17 protein-coding genes are annotated in these 18,132 nt (G+C 64.3%); 15 read left to right on the top strand and 2 right to left on the bottom strand.

The genetic code is table 11. The features are described 5' to 3' along the window. Positions 1 to 170: 170 nt before the first annotated feature. On the top strand, positions 171 to 1,478 hold the full coding sequence (locus BAU07_RS10195; protein WP_066656969.1) for an MFS transporter: 1,308 nt from the start codon (positions 171 to 173) through the stop codon (positions 1,476 to 1,478). 57 nt (positions 1,479 to 1,535) lie between these two features. Here the strand turns inward: BAU07_RS10195 and recJ are convergent, their stop codons facing one another. Both recJ and BAU07_RS10205 read right to left on the bottom strand, forming a co-directional pair. Next, complete coding sequence (recJ, locus tag BAU07_RS10200; RefSeq protein WP_066656971.1) at positions 1,536 to 3,236, bottom strand: single-stranded-DNA-specific exonuclease RecJ; 1,701 nt, start codon at positions 3,234 to 3,236, stop codon at positions 1,536 to 1,538. Continuing rightward, positions 3,218 to 4,171 carry a hypothetical protein gene (locus BAU07_RS10205; RefSeq protein WP_066656974.1) on the bottom strand — a complete coding sequence of 318 codons (954 nt, stop codon included), beginning with the start codon at positions 4,169 to 4,171 and terminating at the stop codon, positions 3,218 to 3,220. The genes recJ and BAU07_RS10205 overlap by 19 nt, the downstream gene beginning before the upstream one ends. Positions 4,172 to 4,303: 132 nt before the next feature. Between BAU07_RS10205 and BAU07_RS10210 the strand changes: the two genes are divergently transcribed. The 14 genes from BAU07_RS10210 (at position 4,304) to BAU07_RS10270 (ending at position 18,099) form a co-directional block, all read left to right on the top strand. Beyond that, positions 4,304 to 5,536, top strand: coding sequence for a lipoprotein-releasing ABC transporter permease subunit (locus tag BAU07_RS10210; protein ID WP_066665242.1), 1,233 nt, complete (start codon positions 4,304 to 4,306; stop codon positions 5,534 to 5,536). Next, positions 5,529 to 6,203 carry an ABC transporter ATP-binding protein gene (locus tag BAU07_RS10215; protein ID WP_066656977.1) on the top strand — a complete coding sequence of 225 codons (675 nt, stop codon included), beginning with the start codon at positions 5,529 to 5,531 and terminating at the stop codon, positions 6,201 to 6,203. The genes BAU07_RS10210 and BAU07_RS10215 overlap by 8 nt, the downstream gene beginning before the upstream one ends. Positions 6,204 to 6,227: 24 nt before the next feature. Next, positions 6,228 to 7,037: a TatD family hydrolase gene (locus BAU07_RS10220; RefSeq protein WP_066656979.1), complete on the top strand. Its 810-nt coding sequence runs from the start codon at positions 6,228 to 6,230 to the stop codon at positions 7,035 to 7,037. 318 nt (positions 7,038 to 7,355) lie between these two features. Further along, positions 7,356 to 7,694, top strand: a complete 339-nt coding sequence (locus BAU07_RS10225; RefSeq protein WP_066656982.1) for a DUF4148 domain-containing protein — start codon at positions 7,356 to 7,358, stop codon at positions 7,692 to 7,694. 240 nt (positions 7,695 to 7,934) lie between these two features. Further along, entirely contained in the window at positions 7,935 to 8,273 is a 339-nt protein-coding gene (locus BAU07_RS10230; RefSeq protein WP_066656984.1) for a DUF4148 domain-containing protein, read from the top strand. 833 nt (positions 8,274 to 9,106) lie between these two features. Further along, positions 9,107 to 9,445 carry a DUF4148 domain-containing protein gene (locus tag BAU07_RS10235; protein WP_066656986.1) on the top strand — a complete coding sequence of 113 codons (339 nt, stop codon included), beginning with the start codon at positions 9,107 to 9,109 and terminating at the stop codon, positions 9,443 to 9,445. A gap of 239 nt (positions 9,446 to 9,684) precedes the next feature. After that, entirely contained in the window at positions 9,685 to 10,023 is a 339-nt protein-coding gene (locus tag BAU07_RS10240; protein WP_066656992.1) for a DUF4148 domain-containing protein, read from the top strand. A gap of 555 nt (positions 10,024 to 10,578) precedes the next feature. Then, positions 10,579 to 11,637, top strand: a complete 1,059-nt coding sequence (locus BAU07_RS10245) for a YncE family protein (RefSeq protein WP_157122170.1) — start codon at positions 10,579 to 10,581, stop codon at positions 11,635 to 11,637. Between the two features lie 2 nt (positions 11,638 to 11,639). Continuing rightward, positions 11,640 to 11,993 (top strand): hypothetical protein, encoded by a 354-nt coding sequence (locus BAU07_RS27120; protein ID WP_157122172.1) that lies wholly within the window; start codon positions 11,640 to 11,642, stop codon positions 11,991 to 11,993. A 186-nt stretch (positions 11,994 to 12,179) separates the two neighbouring features. Then, the gene (locus BAU07_RS10250) at positions 12,180 to 14,723 is read left to right on the top strand and encodes a DNA internalization-related competence protein ComEC/Rec2 (RefSeq protein WP_066656994.1); all 2,544 of its coding nucleotides are present in this window, start codon (positions 12,180 to 12,182) and stop codon (positions 14,721 to 14,723) included. 328 nt (positions 14,724 to 15,051) lie between these two features. Further along, the gene (locus BAU07_RS10255; protein WP_066657000.1) at positions 15,052 to 15,390 is read left to right on the top strand and encodes a DUF4148 domain-containing protein; all 339 of its coding nucleotides are present in this window, start codon (positions 15,052 to 15,054) and stop codon (positions 15,388 to 15,390) included. 263 nt (positions 15,391 to 15,653) lie between these two features. Next, entirely contained in the window at positions 15,654 to 16,103 is a 450-nt protein-coding gene (locus BAU07_RS10260; protein WP_066657003.1) for a hypothetical protein, read from the top strand. 157 nt (positions 16,104 to 16,260) lie between these two features. After that, positions 16,261 to 17,190 carry an alpha/beta fold hydrolase gene (locus BAU07_RS10265; protein ID WP_066657005.1) on the top strand — a complete coding sequence of 310 codons (930 nt, stop codon included), beginning with the start codon at positions 16,261 to 16,263 and terminating at the stop codon, positions 17,188 to 17,190. Between the two features lie 60 nt (positions 17,191 to 17,250). Beyond that, on the top strand, positions 17,251 to 18,099 hold the full coding sequence (locus BAU07_RS10270; protein WP_066665243.1) for a 3',5'-nucleoside bisphosphate phosphatase: 849 nt from the start codon (positions 17,251 to 17,253) through the stop codon (positions 18,097 to 18,099). Positions 18,100 to 18,132: the final 33 nt, after the last annotated feature.

Consider the following 18,132-nt stretch of genomic DNA (forward strand, 5'->3'; position numbering starts at 1 on the left):
CACCGCCAACCCATGGCGAGCCGGAGATTCAGGTTTAAGTCAGTTTTGGGCGACTAGCCTCCGGGTTTCGCAAGCCGGCGCAGAAAGCGGCTGCGGCCCGCACCGCCCCGCGGCGCGGGCGACGAAACACGCTGCCGCCAGGCAGGAAACCGTCCCGTTGGAGGAGACAGATGGAAAACGTCATTATCCCGGACGCCGCGGCGTCATCCGCGAGCGAGGAAGACCGGCTGTACCGCAAGGTCACCCTGCGCCTGGTGCCGTTTCTGGTGCTTTGCTATGTGGTGGCCTATCTGGATCGCGTCAATGTCGGCTTTGCCAAGCTGCAGATGCTGCAGGACCTGAACTTCAGCGATACGGTCTATGGCCTGGGTGCCGGTATTTTCTTCCTGGGTTATTTCATATTCGAGGTGCCCAGCAACATCATCCTGCACCGGGTGGGTGCGCGGCGCTGGATCGCCCGCATCATGATTACGTGGGGATTGATCTCATCCGCCATGATCTTCGTGAACACGCCCGGCATGTTCTACCTGCTGCGTTTCCTCCTGGGCGTGGCGGAGGCCGGGTTCTTCCCGGGCATCATCCTGTACCTGACCTACTGGTTCCCGCATGCCCGGCGCGGCCGCATCACGACCTTCTTCATGACCGCCGTGCCGTTGTCCGGCCTGATCGGCGGGCCGATCTCCGGCTGGATCATGCACACCTTCCATGGCGATCACGGCATGGCGGGCTGGCAGTGGCTGTTCATCCTGGAAGGTGTGCCTTCGGTCATCATCGGCCTGATCGTGCTGCTGTGGCTGGATGACCGCGTTAGCCGGGCGAAGTGGCTGACAGAAAGCGAGCGAGCCACGCTTGCCCGCAACATCGAGGCGGAAGAAAAGACCAAGGAAGATCCGCCCTTGCGGCAGGCCATGACCAAGCCGCGGGTTTGGGCCATGGCCAGCATTTATTTCTCTTTCGTGATGGGGTTGTACGGCGTGGGATTCTGGATGCCGACGCTCATCCGCAACACCGGCGTGCAGGATCCGCTGATCATCGGCTTGCTCACCGCGATACCGAACCTGTTCGCCGTGATCGGCATGATCCTGATCGCTCGCAACTCGGATCGCCGGCACGAGCGTCGGTGGCATCTGGCCATTCCCGCCTTCATCGGTGCGGCCGGCCTGGTGGCGTCGGCCTTGTGGAGCGGCAACACCTGGATCGCGATGATCGCCCTCACCGTGGCGAACGTGGGGATATGCACGGTGCTGCCTTTGTTCTGGAGCTTGCCTACCGCCGTGCTGGGCGGTACCGCGGCGGCGGCCGGCATCGCGCTGATCAACTCGGTCAGCAACCTGGCCGGCTTTATCAGCCCTTACCTGGTCGGCTGGCTGAAGGACACGACCGGCTCCACCAGCAGCGGGATCTACGTGCTGGCCGCATGCCTGTGCGTGGGCGCGCTCGTGGCGCTGGCGCAGCCCGCGAAACTGGTGAACCGGTAAAGGCGGTGAAACGGTAAGGCGCCGTCCGTCGTCCGCATTGTCGTCACTCGCCGGGTGCTACCCGGCGTGCTCCACCACCAGTTGCACCGAAACGCGGCCATTCCAGACGTTCTGTTCCAGCCGGTAAGCCATGTCCACCGTCTCGGGCAGCAGGCGCGTCTGTCCGAACCAGATGGCATCGAAACGCTGATGGCCGCGCTCCAGAGACAGCTTCAGGTGCTTGTCGCCCAGCAGACGCTGGCTACGCACCTGGAATCTGTCCAGGAAGAGCGGGGCGGCGAAGCCTGCCCCCCATACCTGCTGCTGCAGCAGGCCGGCGACGTCGGCGTTGGCATAGCCCGATTCCAGCGATCCATCGGTTTCCAGCACCGGCTCGAAATTGTCGCGGCCGGTCAGCTCGCGCACGGCCGCATCGAAAGCGGGGGCGAAACGGGGGAAGTCCGCGCGCCCGACGGTCAGCCCGGCGGCCATGGCATGGCCGCCGAATTTGCGGATCAGGGTGGGGTCGCGCTTGGACACGAGGTCGAGCGCATCGCGCAGGTGGACGTCCGGGATGGAGCGGCCGGAACCCCGTAGTTCCTCCTCGCCGGCCGGCGCGAACGCCAGGGTGGGCCGCCAGTAGCGGTCCTTCAGGCGCGACGCCACAAGTCCCACCACGCCTTGATGCCAGGTCTCTTCGTACACGCATACGGTTGCGCCGACCACGGTGGCGGGATCTTCCATCGCCGTCATGGCCTGTTCGCGCATGGTCGCCTCGATGCTGCGCCGGTCGCGATTGATGGCATCCAATTCGCGGGCAATCTCCAGCGCACGGGACTCATCGTCGGTGGTCAGGCATGCAATGCCCAGGCTCATGTCGGACAGGCGGCCCGCCGCGTTGATGCGTGGCCCGAGCGCGAAGCCGAGGTCGAAGGCGCTGGCGGCGCGCGGTTCTCGCGCCGCCACGGCGAACAGCGCACGCACGCCAGGCTGCATGCGGCCCGTGCGGATGCGCTGCAAACCCTGCGTCACCAGCAGCCGGTTGTTGGCATCGAGACGGACGACATCGGCCACCGTGCCCAGGGCGACGAGGTCGGCTAAGGCATCCAGCCGGGGCCCGCCGTCGGCGGCATAGACGCCACGTCGCCGCAGTTCGGCTCGCAACGCCAGCATCAGGTAGAACACGACACCGACGCCGGCCAGGTTCTTGGACGGGAAGCCGCAGCCAGGCTGGTTGGGGTTGACGATAGCCAGGGCGTCGGGCAGGCGGTCCCCCGGCAAGTGGTGATCCGTGATCACCACCCCGATGCCGGCGGCGTTGGCCGCGGCTACACCGTCGACGCTGGCGATGCCGTTGTCGACGGTGACGATCAGGTCCGGCTTGCCGGCGTGGTGGCTGCATGCCAGTTCAACGACGGCTGGCGAGAGTCCGTAGCCGGTCTCGAAGCGGTTCGGCACCAGGAAATCCACCACCGCGCCCATGGCCCTCAATGCGCGCAACGCCACTGCGCACGCCGTCGCGCCATCGCAGTCGTAGTCGGCGACAACGAGCAGGCGCAAGCCGCGTGCGATGGCATCAGCCAGGATGGCCGCGGCATGGCCGCAACGCGTCAGCCCGGCGGGCGGCAGCATGGACGGCCATGCCAGACGCGTCTGGTCGGGGTGCACGACGCCGCGAGCCGCCCACAGGCGCGCCAGCAGAGGGTGGATGCCGGCGGCTTCGAGTGCACGGCAGACGGCAGGATCGCCGTTGCGTATGGTCAGACGGGGGGAGACCACCAGGTCCTCCAGGCGTTTTCGTGTATGGGCAGCCAGCGCAGGAGCGGACTGCGGGGTTGGACGGTAAGCGTGACGCGGCGATCCCGCCCCAGCAGTGTCAGGCCCAAGCGCCGGGATGGGCGTCCGGCCGCGTCGATGTAGGGCTTGAATGCCGTGCCATCGAGCCGTTCCATCGCCTGTAGCCAGGCGGCCCAGTCCTCGGCCATGAAAGGGGCGTGCAGGTCTTCCAGTACCTGCGGCCCGGGCGTGACGGCGGCCTCGCGGGGCCAGGCCGAAGCGCCGCCGTACAGCCACACGGCATTGACCGGCAACTGGCCGCGCGCCGACCGTTCCGCGTTCACCGGATGGTCGTACCAGACCATCTGGATTTCATTGAGCAGGCGCCGCCAGGGGCGCGTGGCCGCGTCCTGGGTCCACCACGTGTTCAGCGGCTGACCCATCACCGCCGCCGGACTGGCGCTTGGCGGGGCCAGGTCCTGCGGCAGGCGCACGCGCCAACGATGAGGCTGAAGGGTCTCGGCCTCGAACGGGGTGTCGGCGAAGAGGGGGCGGACGGCCTCGTACAGCGCCAGGCCTTCGGCCGGCTCCAGATCCAGCGCCTCGGCGGGAACAAGGCTGGCGCGATCGGTGCCCAGGGCCACATGGGCCAGGTCGGCGACCCAGACGCGTTCCGTTCCGGCCGCGCTGTTGCCGGCACGCAGCGGCCCCAGGCCGGCGCCCATAGGCTGGCCGGGGTTTGGGTGGAATCCGGCTTGCTCGAGTTGCCAGCCTTCATAGGGGGTACAGCCCTGCTCCCGCGGATCGAACGGCCATTGCTTGCCCACGCCGTGACGCATCAGGGCGTGCAAGGCGGGCGCGACCGTCGGCAGGCGCTTGGCCAGTTCAGCAGCAACGGGCTCGGCAGGGGGCAGGGCGCCGGGAAGGACGATTTGCATGGCGGGATTGTAGTGCGGGGCCGCCGGCGCCCGTCGGGGGGGTGGGCGCGCATGGCTGTGCGCCGTTGATGCCATAATGCGCGGGTGCTGAAAATACCCTATGAACTCTGGATCGGCGCCCGCTATGCGGGCATGGCCCGCATCCGCCAGCGTCGCGGCCGCCGCGACCGTTTCATCTCCTTCATTGCCGCCAGTTCGATGGCCGGCATCGCGCTGGGCGTTGCCGCGCTGATTGTCGTGCTGTCGGTCATGAACGGCTTCCAGAAGGACGTGCGTGACCGCATGCTGTCCGTGCTGCCTCATATCGAGCTGTACGTGCCGGGTGCCAACCCCGACCGCATCCTCTCGCAATGGCAGGAACTGGCCAAAGCGGCCGAACGGAACAAGGAAGTTCAAGCCGCCGCACCGTTCGTCGCCGCCCAGGGGATGCTGGTGCGCGGCGAGGCGCTGCGCGGCGTCCAGGTACGCGGCATCGACCCGCGAATGGAAGGCCGTGTCTCGGACATTCCCAAGCAGATGGTGGCCGGCAAGCTGGACGACCTGAAAGCCGGTTCGTTCGGTGTGGTGCTGGGTCGCGACCTTGCGTCGGATATGGGCTTGTCGGTGGGCGATACCGCCTTGATGCTGGCGCCGCAGGCATCCATCAGCCCGGCCGGGTTTGCCCCGCGCATGCGCCAGTTCACCGTCGTGGGCATCTTTTCCTCCGGCCACTACGAATACGACTCCTCGCTCGCCTTTGTCGACGACGAGGATGCCGCCAAGGTGTTCCGCGACAGCGGCACGGCGGGAGTACGGCTGCGAATCGAGGACATGCAGAGAGCCCCGCAGGTCGCCGCGGCCTTATCCCGGGAACTGCCACCTTATGTGATGGCCAGCGACTGGACGCGCAACAATCGCACGTGGTTTGCCGCCGTGCAGACCGAGAAGCGCATGATGTTCCTGATCCTGGCCCTGATCGTGGCCGTGGCCGCCTTCAATCTGCTTTCTTCGCTGGTGATGGCGGTGAAGGACAAGCAGTCCGATATCGCTATTCTGCGCACGCTGGGCGCGAGCCCGGGCGAGGTCGCCCGGATCTTCCTGGTGCAAGGAGCGCTGATCGGCATCGTCGGTACGCTGCTCGGCGTGCTGGGAGGCATGCTGATCGCCTACAACATCGAAACCATCGTGCCTTTCATCGAGCGCCTGCTGGGCATCCATTTCCTGCCTCGGCAGATTTACTTCATCAGCGAACTGCCCTCGGATCCCGAGATGACCGACATCCTCACGGTGGGCGTGACCTCGCTGGTGCTGTCCTTGCTGGCGACCCTGTATCCCAGCTGGCGTGCTTCGCGTCTGCAACCGGCTCAGGTGTTGCGCCATGACTGATTACGTGCTGCATGCGGAGAACCTGACCAAGGTGTACGACGAGGGTCCCGCCCGGATCGACGTCTTGCGCGACGTCAGCGTCTCGATACACCGCGGCGAAATGCTCGCCATTATCGGGGCGTCCGGTTCCGGCAAGAGTACTTTGCTGCATATCCTGGGTCTGCTGGACGTGCCCACCGAGGGCACCGTGGTGGTGGACGGCGTACCGGCATCGGGCCTGGCCGAGTCAGCCAAAAGCGAGCTGCGCAATCGCAGCCTCGGTTTCGTGTACCAGTTCCATCACCTGCTCGCGGAGTTTTCCGCGCTGGACAACGTGGCCATGCCGTTGATCGTGCGGCGCATGGACCGCGACGCGGCGCGCGCGCAGGCGCAAACCGTGCTCGAACAAGTGGGACTCGCGGCGCGGGCGCTGCATTTCCCTGGCCAGCTATCGGGCGGCGAACGACAGCGGGTCGCCCTTGCGCGCGCCCTGGTGACGCGGCCCGTTTGCGTGCTGGCGGATGAGCCTACGGGGAATCTCGATCGGGGGACGGCGCACAGCATGTTCGAATTGCTGACGCAGGTGAACAAGGAATCGGGTACGGCCTTTGCTATTGTTACCCACGATCGTGAATTGGCCAGCCGCGCGGACCGGCAACTCGCCATGGAGCAGGGCCGACTGGTGTAGCGGCGGCGGGCCTTTGGAGTCCTCATGCTGATCGACACCCATTGCCATCTGGACGCGCAGGAGTTCGACCAGGACCGCAGCCACGTGGTCGCCCAAGCCGTCTCGGCAGGTGTGCGGGCCATCGTCATTCCCGCTGTCGGGCGCGGCAATTTCCAGGTGGTCCGCGATCTGGCGCACGCTATGCCGGGCGGCGCCTATGCCCTCGGGATACACCCGTTGTTCGTCGGTCCCGCCTGGGACGATGATCTGGCGGCGCTACGCGCGGCGGTGGAAGCGGCGATGGATGATCCCCGCTTCGTCGCCATCGGCGAAATCGGCCTGGACTTCTTCGTCAAGGATATTGCGAGCGGCGCGGCGCGCGACAAGCAGGAACGGTTCTATGCCGCCCAGCTTGATCTTGCGGTGGAGTTCGGCTTGCCGGTGCTGCTGCATGTCAGGCGCTCGCAGGACATTGTGCTGAAATACCTGCGACGTCATCCTGGCCTGCGAGGCGGCATTGCCCATGCCTTCAATGGCAGCGAGCAACAGGCTCGGGCATTCATAGAGCAAGGATGCGCCTTGGGTATCGGAGGCGCCATGACTTTCCCCAGATCTTTGCAGATCCGGCGCCACGCGCAGCAGTGGGGCTTGGAGAACCTGGTACTTGAGACCGACGCGCCGGATATTCCGCCGGCGTGGCTGCATCCGCCGGAACGGCGCAATACGCCTGCCCAGGTGGCCGGGGTAGCGCAAGCCCTGGCGGAACTGCGGGGCATGGACTCCATGGCGGTTGCCGCTGCGACCGCCGCTACGGCCCTGCGGGTGTTGCCGCGCCTGGCGCCCATCGTCACCTGAACTTTCGGACCCAACGATGTAGGGTTGGTTCGACCTCCCCCGATCCGCCGATTGCCGATAAACGGTGATGCGCCGCATCGCGGGCGGCTTTGCCCGTTGCGATAGTTCGCACTTATCGCATTGATTGACTAATTCTTCATTGTTCCGGCGATTAGTCGAATCAACGAAAAAGTGATATCCAATTCCAAGGGTTTATCCCTAGTCCTGTGCGGCGCAGAATGCGTTTCATCGGGAACAGCAACAGACAGCGCAAACCTTCCGATCTGGACTTACCGCACTGTCTGACCCGCCAACTTAACCAGGACTAGGAGTACGACCATGAATGCCAAGACCATCGCTTCCGCTTTTGTTCTTTCCTTCGCCGCCATCGGCGCCGCTCAAGCCGCCACCCCCCGCGGCGACTCGGATAACGTGCCGTTCCAAGGCGTCTATGGCCAGGCCGACGCGGGCAGCAGCCGCGCCCAGGTGATCGCCGAGCTGCAACAAGCGCGCACCGCCGGCCTGACGGGCAACAGCGAAATCAACAACACGCCCTTCACCGCGCAAGCCGACAGCGGTGTGAGCCGCGCGCAGATTCGCGCCGACATCGATCGTGGCAACACGACGACCAGCCTTGCTTTCGGCGACGTGAACAACCAACCCTTCCAAGGTGTTTGAGCCACCTCAGCGCCGCCTGGACCTCCATCATGTGAAGAAATCGATTCCAGAGGTAATTCTGTAGATGTAGATGGATTACCTGAATATTTGGAATGATGATTTCCGTGAATACGGGTTTATCCCTAGGTCCAGACGGCGCAGAATGCAACACATCGGGAACAGCAACGGACCACGCGACCCTTCCCAATTTATCTACCGCGCGGCCCGGCCCGTCACTAAACAGGACTAAGGAGTACTGCCATGAATGCCAAGACCATCGCTTCCGCTTTGATTCTTTCCTTTGCCGCCATCGGCGCCGCCCAAGCCGGCACGCCCCGCGGTGATTCCGACAACACGCCGTTCCAAGGCGTCTACGGGCAAGCCGATACCGGCGCGAGCCGTGACCAGGTGATCGCCGAGCTGCAACAGGCTCGCGTCGCGGGCCTGACCGGCAACGCCGACATCGACAACCAGCCCTTCGTGGCGCAAGCCGATAGCGGCGTGACCCGCGCGCAAGTCGCCTCGGGCATCGACCAATCCAACGGTGGCGTCGACATCGCGTTCGGCGACATCGACAACCAGCCGTTCCAAGGCGTGTGAGTGCAGCGCGGTGTGATCGCACTGAGCGGTCCCCCTGCGCCCGCGCTGGGATAGTTTCAACCCCGCGTTTGTAGTCGTAGTAGCTGCAGTTGTAGTTGTAGTTGTAGTTGTAGTTCTCGCAGTAGCTGTATCTATCGTTATTGTCGTAGCTGTAGTCGTTGTTGTAATCGTCGCTGCGCCCGCTGCATTACTGGCGGGATGCAGCGCTAGTTTCTGTTGTAGCTTTCGCGGTCATTGTCGTTGTGGCGAAGCGTGCCGCTGCTGTCGGATAGTATCGACGGCAGCCGCAACGATACGACCAGGAAGTCCTGGCCATGCGGATTCGCCCCGCGCATGGTTGCCCCGGCGAGAGGCGGGGATGCTGTGGCAGTCCTCTCGATGCAGTACCTCGGCCCCGCGCAAGCGGGGCCGTTGCGTTTGGGCCGAGCCGTTTCCGCCCGACGGTCCCTGTGCCGTCGCGCGCTCGGTCCTGGCCGTTTGCAGCACGCGCGTGGCTACTTTGGGGCTCGATATTGGTCACGATGACAAATCGGCGTCCGGGTCCTTCCTTTCCGAGCGGAAATCAGTATCTCGCACTGCAGCCAATTCCTCGTCGTCGCACGGGGTGGGGCAACGCGCGGGGGTTGCAACGTATGGGCCATGGATGACGCTGCTTTCGCCAAACGATTGTTTGGATTCTTGAAAAAGTGATATCCAGTTCTGCGGGTTTATCCCTAGTCCAGCGCGGCGCAGAATGCGTTTCATCGGGAACAGCAACGGACAACGCAAACCTTCCCATCTCGACTTACCGCGTTGTCCGGCCCGTCAACTTAACCAGGACTAGGAGTACTGCCATGAATGCCAAGACCATCGCTTCCGCTTTTATTCTTTCCTTCGCCACCATCGGCGCCGCACAAGCCGCGACTCCGCGGGGTGATTCGAACAACGTGCCGTTCCAGGGCGTTTACGGCCAAGCCGACACCGGCGCGACCCGCGCCCAGGTGATCGTGGAGCTGCAACAGGCGCGCACCGCCGGCCTGACGAGCAACGTTGAAATCAACAACGCGCCCTTCACTGCGCAAGCCGACAACGGCGCGAGCCGTGCGCAGATCCGCGCGGACATCGACAGCGGCAATACGACCAGCAGCCTTGCCTTCGGCGACGTGAACAACCAACCCTTCCAAGGCGTTTGAGCCGCCTAGCGCCGCCTGGACCTCCATGATGTGAAGAAATCAATTCCATAGGTAATTCTGTAGATGTAGATGGATTACCTGAATATTTGGAATGATGATTTCCGCGGATACGGGTTTATCCCTAGGTTCAGAGGGCGCAGAATGCAACACATCGGGAACAGCAACGGACCACGCGACCCTTCCCAACTTATCTACCGCGCGGCCCGGCCCGTCACTAAACAGGACTAAGGAGTACTGCCATGAATGCCAAGACCATCGCTTCCGCTTTGATTCTTTCCTTCGCCGCCATCGGCGCTGCGCAAGCCGCGACCCCCCGAGGCGATTCGAACAACACGCCGTTCCAAGGCGTCTACGGGCAAGCCGACACCGGCGCGAGCCGTGACCAGGTGATCGCCGAGCTGCAACAGGCTCGCGTCGCGGGCCTGACCGGTAACGCCGACATCGACAACCAGCCCTTCGTGGCGCAAGCCGATAGCGGCGTGACCCGCGCGCAAGTTGCCTCGGGCATCGACCAGTCCAACGGTGGCGTCGATATCGCGTTCGGCGACATCAACAACCAGCCGTTCCAAGGCGTGTAAATGAAGCATGGCGTGCTGAGTCGCCCTGCGCCGCACAGCACGCCGCTACAGTCAGTTGCCGGGACGCTATGCCATCGTAGCGGCCGGGACACAATGCAGTTGCAGTAGAAGCCGTTGTTGTTGTTGTTGTTGTTGTTGTTGTTGTCGTTGTTGTCGTGCCGCCCGTCGCCGCTGCCTCGTTGTACCGGCGGTCGTATGCGATACCACCAGGAAGTCCTGGCCATGCCGGTTTGCTATCGGCATGGTTGCCCCGGCGAGAGGCGGGGATGCTGTGGCAGTCCTCTCGATGCAGTACCCCGGCCCCGCGTAAGCGGGGCCATTGCATTTGTGTCTTGGCGTTTCCCTTTTCGCCATGCCGGGGACTTGCGGCGATTCCCATCGGTGGAGGCCGCGCACAGCTTCGCGCCGCACTTCAAAACAATATGCGTCTGCTTAAAAGGCGCTCGCACGGCCGGGTGATCTACTGTTCCTCCCGTAGATTGCCGCGTTCGCGGGGGCTTGAGCGAAATCTCCCCATGCAAGGCTGCCGGCCGTGAGCTGGGCCGGTGAAGGGAAATGGCTGGACTGATGCCGCTGTATCAATGGAAGCCGCATGGCTTCCTTGGCGGTCTGCGTTTGGCCATCGGGCGCTGTCTCGCGGTATGGACCCCCGTTGCACTGGCAGGTCCAGAGGCTTACCAGTCAAAACCACGCCATGAGGTTTTTATGCCGAATCCATCGACTGAAATCGACCAGCCGTCACAGAAAACGATGCACTTGATACCGGGAAATCCCATTGCGGCCGGATCCGCGCCGTGGGGAGTTCTTGTGGACGAAGACAACAATACTGCCTACGTCTGCAACAGCGACGGCTCGAATGTTCTTCCGATCAATACCAGGACACGTACGCCCGGAGACCCCATCCAGCTGGCCCATAGCCCCGAGCTGGCGGTGCTGAATAAAAGGACGCATACGCTATATACCTTGAGTTTCGATGGTTACGTTATGCCCATCGACACACGTACGAATGAGGCCGGCACGCCGGTCAGCGTGGAAGGAGGCTCCCCGCGCGCCGCTACGCAAAATATCGTCCTGAATCAGAAGCAAGATCTGCTGTACGTGGCGGATTATTATGGAGGAAAAATATATATCATCGATCCAAAGAGCGGCCAGCAGACTCCCGACTCACCTATCGTGCTTTCGGTCAATCCTCAGGACATCGAGATCGACGAGGCCAATGACACGCTTTATGTGCTCTATGTTGTCAGCGATTCGTCGAACGCGGGATATGTCATCCCGATAAGTACGAATTCACCGGATCCCGAAGTCGATCCGATCGCAGTCGGTTACGCGCCTTCCGTCATGGTGCTGGATAAGGTCAACCGCTATTTGTATATCTCGAATAACGACAGGAAGATCACGACCCTGTTCACTCCTACCAATACCGTCGACATAGGCGCGATCGACCACGGTGGGTTGAATATGGCGGCCATGGCGGTCGATGAGGGATTTCAGATCCTGTACGTAGCCGGTTCGGACGAATCGGCTCAACGGCGCGGAAGGGTGGTGATCTTCCGGGCGGATATTGGCAAGGTGGACGGATCGGTGTCGGTAGGAGATCTACCAAATGGATAGCGGTGGATCAGAAAACACATACCGTCTATACAACGAGCGGCATCGACGGCACCGTTCTCCCGCTTCAGCCAAGGCTCGATGAGGTACGCATTGATTTGCCGAAACCGAACGAGTCCGTGCCTGCGGGCAAGGTGCGTTTCACGGGAACGGGCCAGCCAGGCGCCATGGTGCGCCTGCAAGTCATCCCGGAGGACCGTCCGCGTCACCTCGTTTTCCCACCTACGGCGTGCGACGAAACAGGACATTGGGTCCTGACGGGATCGCTGCTTTCGAGCGGCACGTATGCTGCGGTCGCGCGACAATTTGTAGGTAGCGTTGAAACGTCGAGGTGCACCGTGCGTTTCAATGTTTCCTAGAGATATCCTGGCCAGGTCCTGACATACCGTTGATGTCGTAATGCGGCCCCGCGCGAGCGGGGCCGTTGCATTGGACGCCATGGTTCCGCCGGTGCCGCAACCGGCATACGCCGTGTTGTTTTCCTCTCTCCCGTCCGACGCCGTGGGCTCCCCGTCGATAGCATAGGCAGGCCTAGGGAGGACGGTATGAGGGCTCGGCTGGCCATGGCGGCATTCATCGTGGGGGCGGCAGCAGTCCAGACCCTTGCAGATTTGCCTGCCGCTCCCGGCCGCGTGGTCCTGCTCGCGACAGCTGCGCTGTGGCTGCTCATTGTCCACTGGCGCCCGCCCGCCAGGGCGTTGGCCGGGGTCACGTGCTGTATTGGCGCCGCATGCGTTGGAGCCGGCTATGCCATTGAGCGGGGGCAGGCGCGGCTGGATGATGCCTTATCCGCGAGTCTTGAGAACCAGGTCTCGCGTATCACGCTGCGCGTGGCCTCGCTGGCGCAGTACGCCCCGGATGCTATCCGTTTCGATGCCGACGTCATGGACGCCGACCGGGCCGGCGTGCCGACCCGTATCCATGTTTCCTGGCCTATACCGATGGAAAGAGGCGGGGGCATTCCCGCAGCCGTGATCCCCGGTCAACGATGGCGTATGGCCGTGGTGCTGAAGCGCCCGCACGCTTTGCAGAATCCCCACGCCGCGGATGGCGAGGCCCGCATGTTCCGCAACAACATCCGCGCCACGGGCGCCGTTCGAGGCAGACCGAAACTGCTCGATGACGAAGGCTGGCGTCCCGGCTTCATCGCGGTGCATCGCGTCCGCCATATGTTGCGCAAAGGCATGGAACGGGCGCTGGGCCAGGCGCGGTACGGCGCGGTGGTGATCGCGCTGGCGTTGGGCGACCAGGCGGCCGTGGCGCGTGACGACTGGCGCGTGTTCAATGCGACCGGGATCACCCACCTGGTGTCTATCAGCGGGCTGCATGTCACGCTCGTCGCCGGCTTCGCCGGCACCGTGGTGTCCTGGCTATGGCGCCGCCTTCGCTGGCGTGGGAGCGGTCTGGCCGAGCTGTGGCCGGCCCAATTGGCCGGGATTCTCGCCGCGCTGGGCGTAGCGTTTTGCTATTGCCTATTGGCGGGTTGGGGTATCCCCGCGCGCCGCACATTTTTCACGTTGGCCGTGGCCGGAACCGCGGCGTTGGCGCGCGTGCGGCTCTCGACATCGGGCACCTTGCTGCTCACCGCGACAGTGGTGATCGCATTCGATCCATGGGCCACGATGGCGCCGGGATTCTGGCTGTCCTTCGGTGCGGTGGCCGCGGTACTGGCCTGGAGCCGTGCCGCACAGCTGCGCCCGCAGGCGGACGATGGCTTCTGGCGCGCAGCCTGGCGGCGCCTTTCTCATGCCGGACGCCTCCAATGTGTCGTAACGCTGAGTTTGACGCCGCTGCTGGCGTTCCTGACACAGCAGGTCTCGCTGGCCTCGCCGATCGCCAATGCGGTGGCCATTCCATTGGTCAGTTTCGTGGTGACGCCGTTGGCGTTGCTCTGCGCGGCCCTTTGCGCAATTCCCTATGCCCACGATTGGGCAGCGTTCGCTGGCGGGGTGGCACACGATGCATTCGGATGGGCGATGCGTTGGGCGGCGTGGTTGGCCGAGCGGAACTGGGCCGTGTGGGACGTGGCGGCGGCACCGTCCGTGCTGTTGGCCTTGGCGTTCGGTGGCCTGGGGTGGGCCTTGCAGCCACCCGGCATGGCCTCGCGCCGCTGGGCGTGGCTGCTGCTTTTGCCCGCCCTGTGCTGGCGACCCGCGCGCCCGGACGAAGGCGCGTGGCGAATGACCGTCCTGGATGTGGGGCAGGGCGGGGGTGTCGTCGTCGAAACGGCGACCCGGACGCTGGTCTTCGATGCGGGGCCGATGCACCGGAACGGCAGCGATGGCGCGCAGCGAGTCGTATGGCCGTACCTGCGTGCCCGTGGCGTCCGCCGCATCGACACCTTGGTCGTCTCGCACGGCGACCAGGACCATGCGGGTGGCCTGGACAGCCTGTTGCGCGCGATACCGGTGGACGTGGCATATGCCCCGTTCGATGTGGAGTCCCGGCTGCGGCGCGATGCCAACATGCGTGGCCAGGAACGTCCTCCACCCAGCCCTGGCGTCTCGAGGCGCTGCGAGGCGGGCCAGTCCTGGGACGTGGACGGCGTGGGTTTCCGCTTCCTGCATCCACCAGCGGTTGCCCCGACCTGGCAGGACGACGGCGGTGCAAAAACCGGATCCACGCTTGGCGCTCCGGCGCCACGGCGGCAGGCCGCGCGCCACAGCGGGGTGACTCGCGGCGGCAAAGGTCAGTCGAATGCTGGCGGTTGCGTCCTGCTGGTGATGGGGCGCTATCACGCCGCATTGTTGCCGGGAGACGTCGGCATTGCCGAGGAGCGTACCTTCGCAGGGGCCTTGCCATCGCCCGTCGATGTCGTGATCGCGCCGCATCACGGATCCGCCACGTCATCCAGCGAGGTCCTGGTGCGGGCGGCCGCGGCTCGGCATGTCGTTGCCCAGGTGGGGTACGCCAATCGCTTCAAACATCCCGCCTCTTCTGTGCAACGGCGCTGGCGTCGCGCGGGCACGACGTTCTGGCGCACTGACCAACATGGGGCCGTCATCGCGCAATCGGCGGCAGCCGGACTGGCCGTGGGGGTGCAGCGCGAGCGTGCACGCCGCTATTGGCATGCTCCGCCTGCCCCCTAGCGAGACGCGTCGCCGTGGCGCGCAAGCGCTGTCGGGGAAGCACCGTAAAGGCCCGGAAGGGGGCCGCGCGATGCAACCCCCTGCCTGGCTCCTGGACCGGCACCTCGGGGACTCACACTGTGATGATGTTGATTCCGATTGAAATTTGCGGTTGGTGGGTGGATTACTGGCGCTGTTGGAACAATGAATTCCGCTACCTAGGGTTTATCCCTAGTTAGTTGCGGCGCACAATGCAACGCATCGGGGGAAGAAAGCCGCGGCTCCAATCGATTCCACAGGCTCCGCGGTAAGGACCCGTTCAACGTAATCAAGATCTAGGAGTATTGCCATGAAGACCGCATCCATTGCCACCGCATTGATCCTTTCTTTCGCCGCCATCGGCGCCGCACAAGCCGGCACGCCGCGTGGCGATTCCGACAACGTGCCTTTCCAGGGCGTGTACGGCCAGGCAGACACCGGCCTGAGCCGCGCGCAAGTCGTCGCCGAACTGCAACAGGCTCGTGCGGCCGGCGTGACGGGCAATCAGGATGTCGACAACCAGCCTTTTGTCGCCCAGGCCGATAGCGGCGTCAGCCGCGCACAGGTGGAAGCCGGCATCGACCATTCCGGCACAGGCCATGACGTCGCCTTCGGTGATCCTGACAATCAGCCGTTCCAGGGCGTCTGACCGATAAGGCGCGCGCAGGACCGCCACGTGGCGCGCGACGGTAGCGGCCCTTTAGGGAAACTACCGCCAACGGCCGCCATGAGCGGCCGCCGATGCATGAGCTGCCCGAAGCAGGGCGTAGATAGGGCTATCACAGACTGGACGTCATTTCAAAATGGGCGGCGGTAACCTAAACGCTCGCGCCGTCGTTCCAGACTAGTGTTCGCTTATGGGATACCGGTTATCCGTTCCGGTGTTGCACCTCACCCATCTGGAGACGATGCATGAGCGAGCACAACACTCAAGGCGCCAGCCAGAACTTGCAGCCCGTTGTCTACCCCGCGCCCGTACTGGGAGCCAGCACGATCAGCGTACGGGCAGACGAGAATGGGATATATATCGACTTGCTGCTAAGGGATCCATCGGCATCCCACACCGCGCATGCCCAGGTGGGCGACTCTTTCATGTGTGGGGTTGCCAACAGCGTGGACGCAACGCTCAAGGACGTGGTGCCTCTGCAGTTGCAAGACTTCGCGGGAACCGTGACCCAGTCGATGATAGACCAGGGGCACTATGCGACTAAAACGGCGCCTGGCACATTCGCCGACGCAGTTGTGGGCTACGGCATCAAGCCTTTGGGCGAGATATACCTTGTGACCATGACGCATCGCAAGGATTCAAACTACTATTTTTCGGCGATGCTAGAAGTGGCTATTGATATGACTCGGCAATAGATGGCCACCCCGAGCTCAGGCTATGGGGCCGGCGGTTCGTCATGACCGCATGGCGTCGCGACTCCTGAGCGCCGCGGGAAAAGGGAGATTGCCATGGACCTGCTATAAGATAGGCCGCGCCGGCCCGTCCCGTATCAGGTGCATTGTTGGAGTCCCCATGCCGAACCCGCGTCTCGACTACGTTACCTGCGCGAGCCCCGCAGGCCTGCACCGTATGGCGTACTGGGAGTGGGGCGATCCCGATAACGACCGCGTCCTGCTCTGCGTGCATGGCCTGACCCGCACCGGGCGGGACTTCGACACCCTGGCCCAGCGCTTGGCGGGCGAATACCGCGTCGTGTGCCCGGACGTGGTGGGGCGCGGCGCTTCGGACTGGTTGCTAAACCCCGCGTTTTATACCGTTCCGCAATATGTCGGCGATATGGTGTCCCTGATCGCCCGGCTGCGGCCGCGCACGCTGCACTGGGTGGGCTCGTCGATGGGCGGCCTGATCGGCATCGTCCTGGCCGGTTCCGCGGTGTTGTCCACGCGTATGCGCGCTGTACAGAGCCGCGGCGCCGCCCGACTGCCCGATACGGCCTTGCGTGTCGACAAGCTGGTGCTGAACGATGTCGGGCCGCGCTTGCAGTCCGCCGCGCTGGCTCGTATCGGGCAATACGTGGGCCAGGAGCTGGAGTTCAGCAGCTTCGAGGACGCGGTGATGTATTTGCGCCAGGTGTCCGCCGACTTCGGCGTCCATACGGATGAGCAGTGGCGCGATCTTGCGCGGCACGTTTTCAGGCAGCGGGGCGAGCGCTGGGTCAAGCACTACGACCTGGGCTTGGCTGCGCCCTTTGCGGTGCAGGATGATGGGACGCTGGCGGCTGGAGAGCAGCTTCTATGGCAGTCGTACGAGGCGATCGATTGTCCCATCCTGCTGATGCGAGGCGCCCGCTCGGATCTGCTGAGCAGCGCCTCGGCCCAGGAGATGACTCGCCGGAATCCGCGGGCGCGCCTGGTAGAAGTGCCGGACGTCGGCCATGCGCCTACGCTTATGAGCGAGGCGCAAGTCGAGCCCGTGGCCGGGTTCCTGCTGGGTGCGGGGTGACGACGAGGTGGCGGTGCCGGCGTGTCGGCCTACTCGGCCTACTCGGCCTACAATAGGCCCATGCCCATTCCCCGATATTCCAACGTCGATTTGCATTGCCATTCCACCGTTTCCGACGGCGTGTTGTCGCCCGCCGATGTGGCGGCGCGCGCGCGCGCGAACGGCGTGGACGTCTGGGCGCTTACCGACCACGATGAAGTAAGCGGGTTGGCCGAGGCGGCCGCCGCAGCCGCGGATGTCGGGCTGCGCTTCGTGACCGGTGTTGAGATCTCCGTTACCTGGGCCGCCCAGACCGTGCATATCGTGGGGCTGGGCTTCGATGCGGAGCATGCCGTGTTGCGCGAAGGGTTGCGCCGTACGCGTGCCGGGCGGGCGGATCGTGCTCGCCGGATAGGAGAGCGTCTGGCCGACATGGGTATGCCCGGCGCCTTCGAGGGCGCCTTGCCTTTCGCCGGAAACCCGGAGCTCATCAGCCGCACCCATTTCGCTCGCTATCTGGTGGAAGCGGGCTTCTGCCCGGATGTGCAGACCGTCTTTACCAAATACCTGGGTGACGACCGGCCCGGGCAGGTGGCGATCCAGTGGGCCACCTTGGCCGAGGCGGTCGGCTGGATACACGAGGCGGGCGGGCGCGCCGTCATCGCCCATCCCGGGCGATACAAATACACGCGCATACAGTTTTCCGCCTTGTTCGACGAGTTCAAGGCGCTGGGCGGGGAAGGGATCGAAGTCACGACCGGCAGCCATACGTCGGAGGAGTGCCGGCGTTATGCCGACGTCGCGCGCGAGCACGGCTTTCTCGCTTCGCGCGGTTCGGACTTCCACAGCCCCAGCGAAAGCCGTGTCGATCTGGGGCGGCTGCCTCCCTTGCCGGCCGATCTGCGGCCCGTCTGGCACGACTGGTTCTGACCGGGGCGCCGCCTGCACGTGCTGCGGCGGCAC

This window comes from Bordetella flabilis (assembly GCF_001676725.1).
GTDB lineage: Bacteria > Pseudomonadota > Gammaproteobacteria > Burkholderiales > Burkholderiaceae_B > Bordetella_C > Bordetella_C flabilis.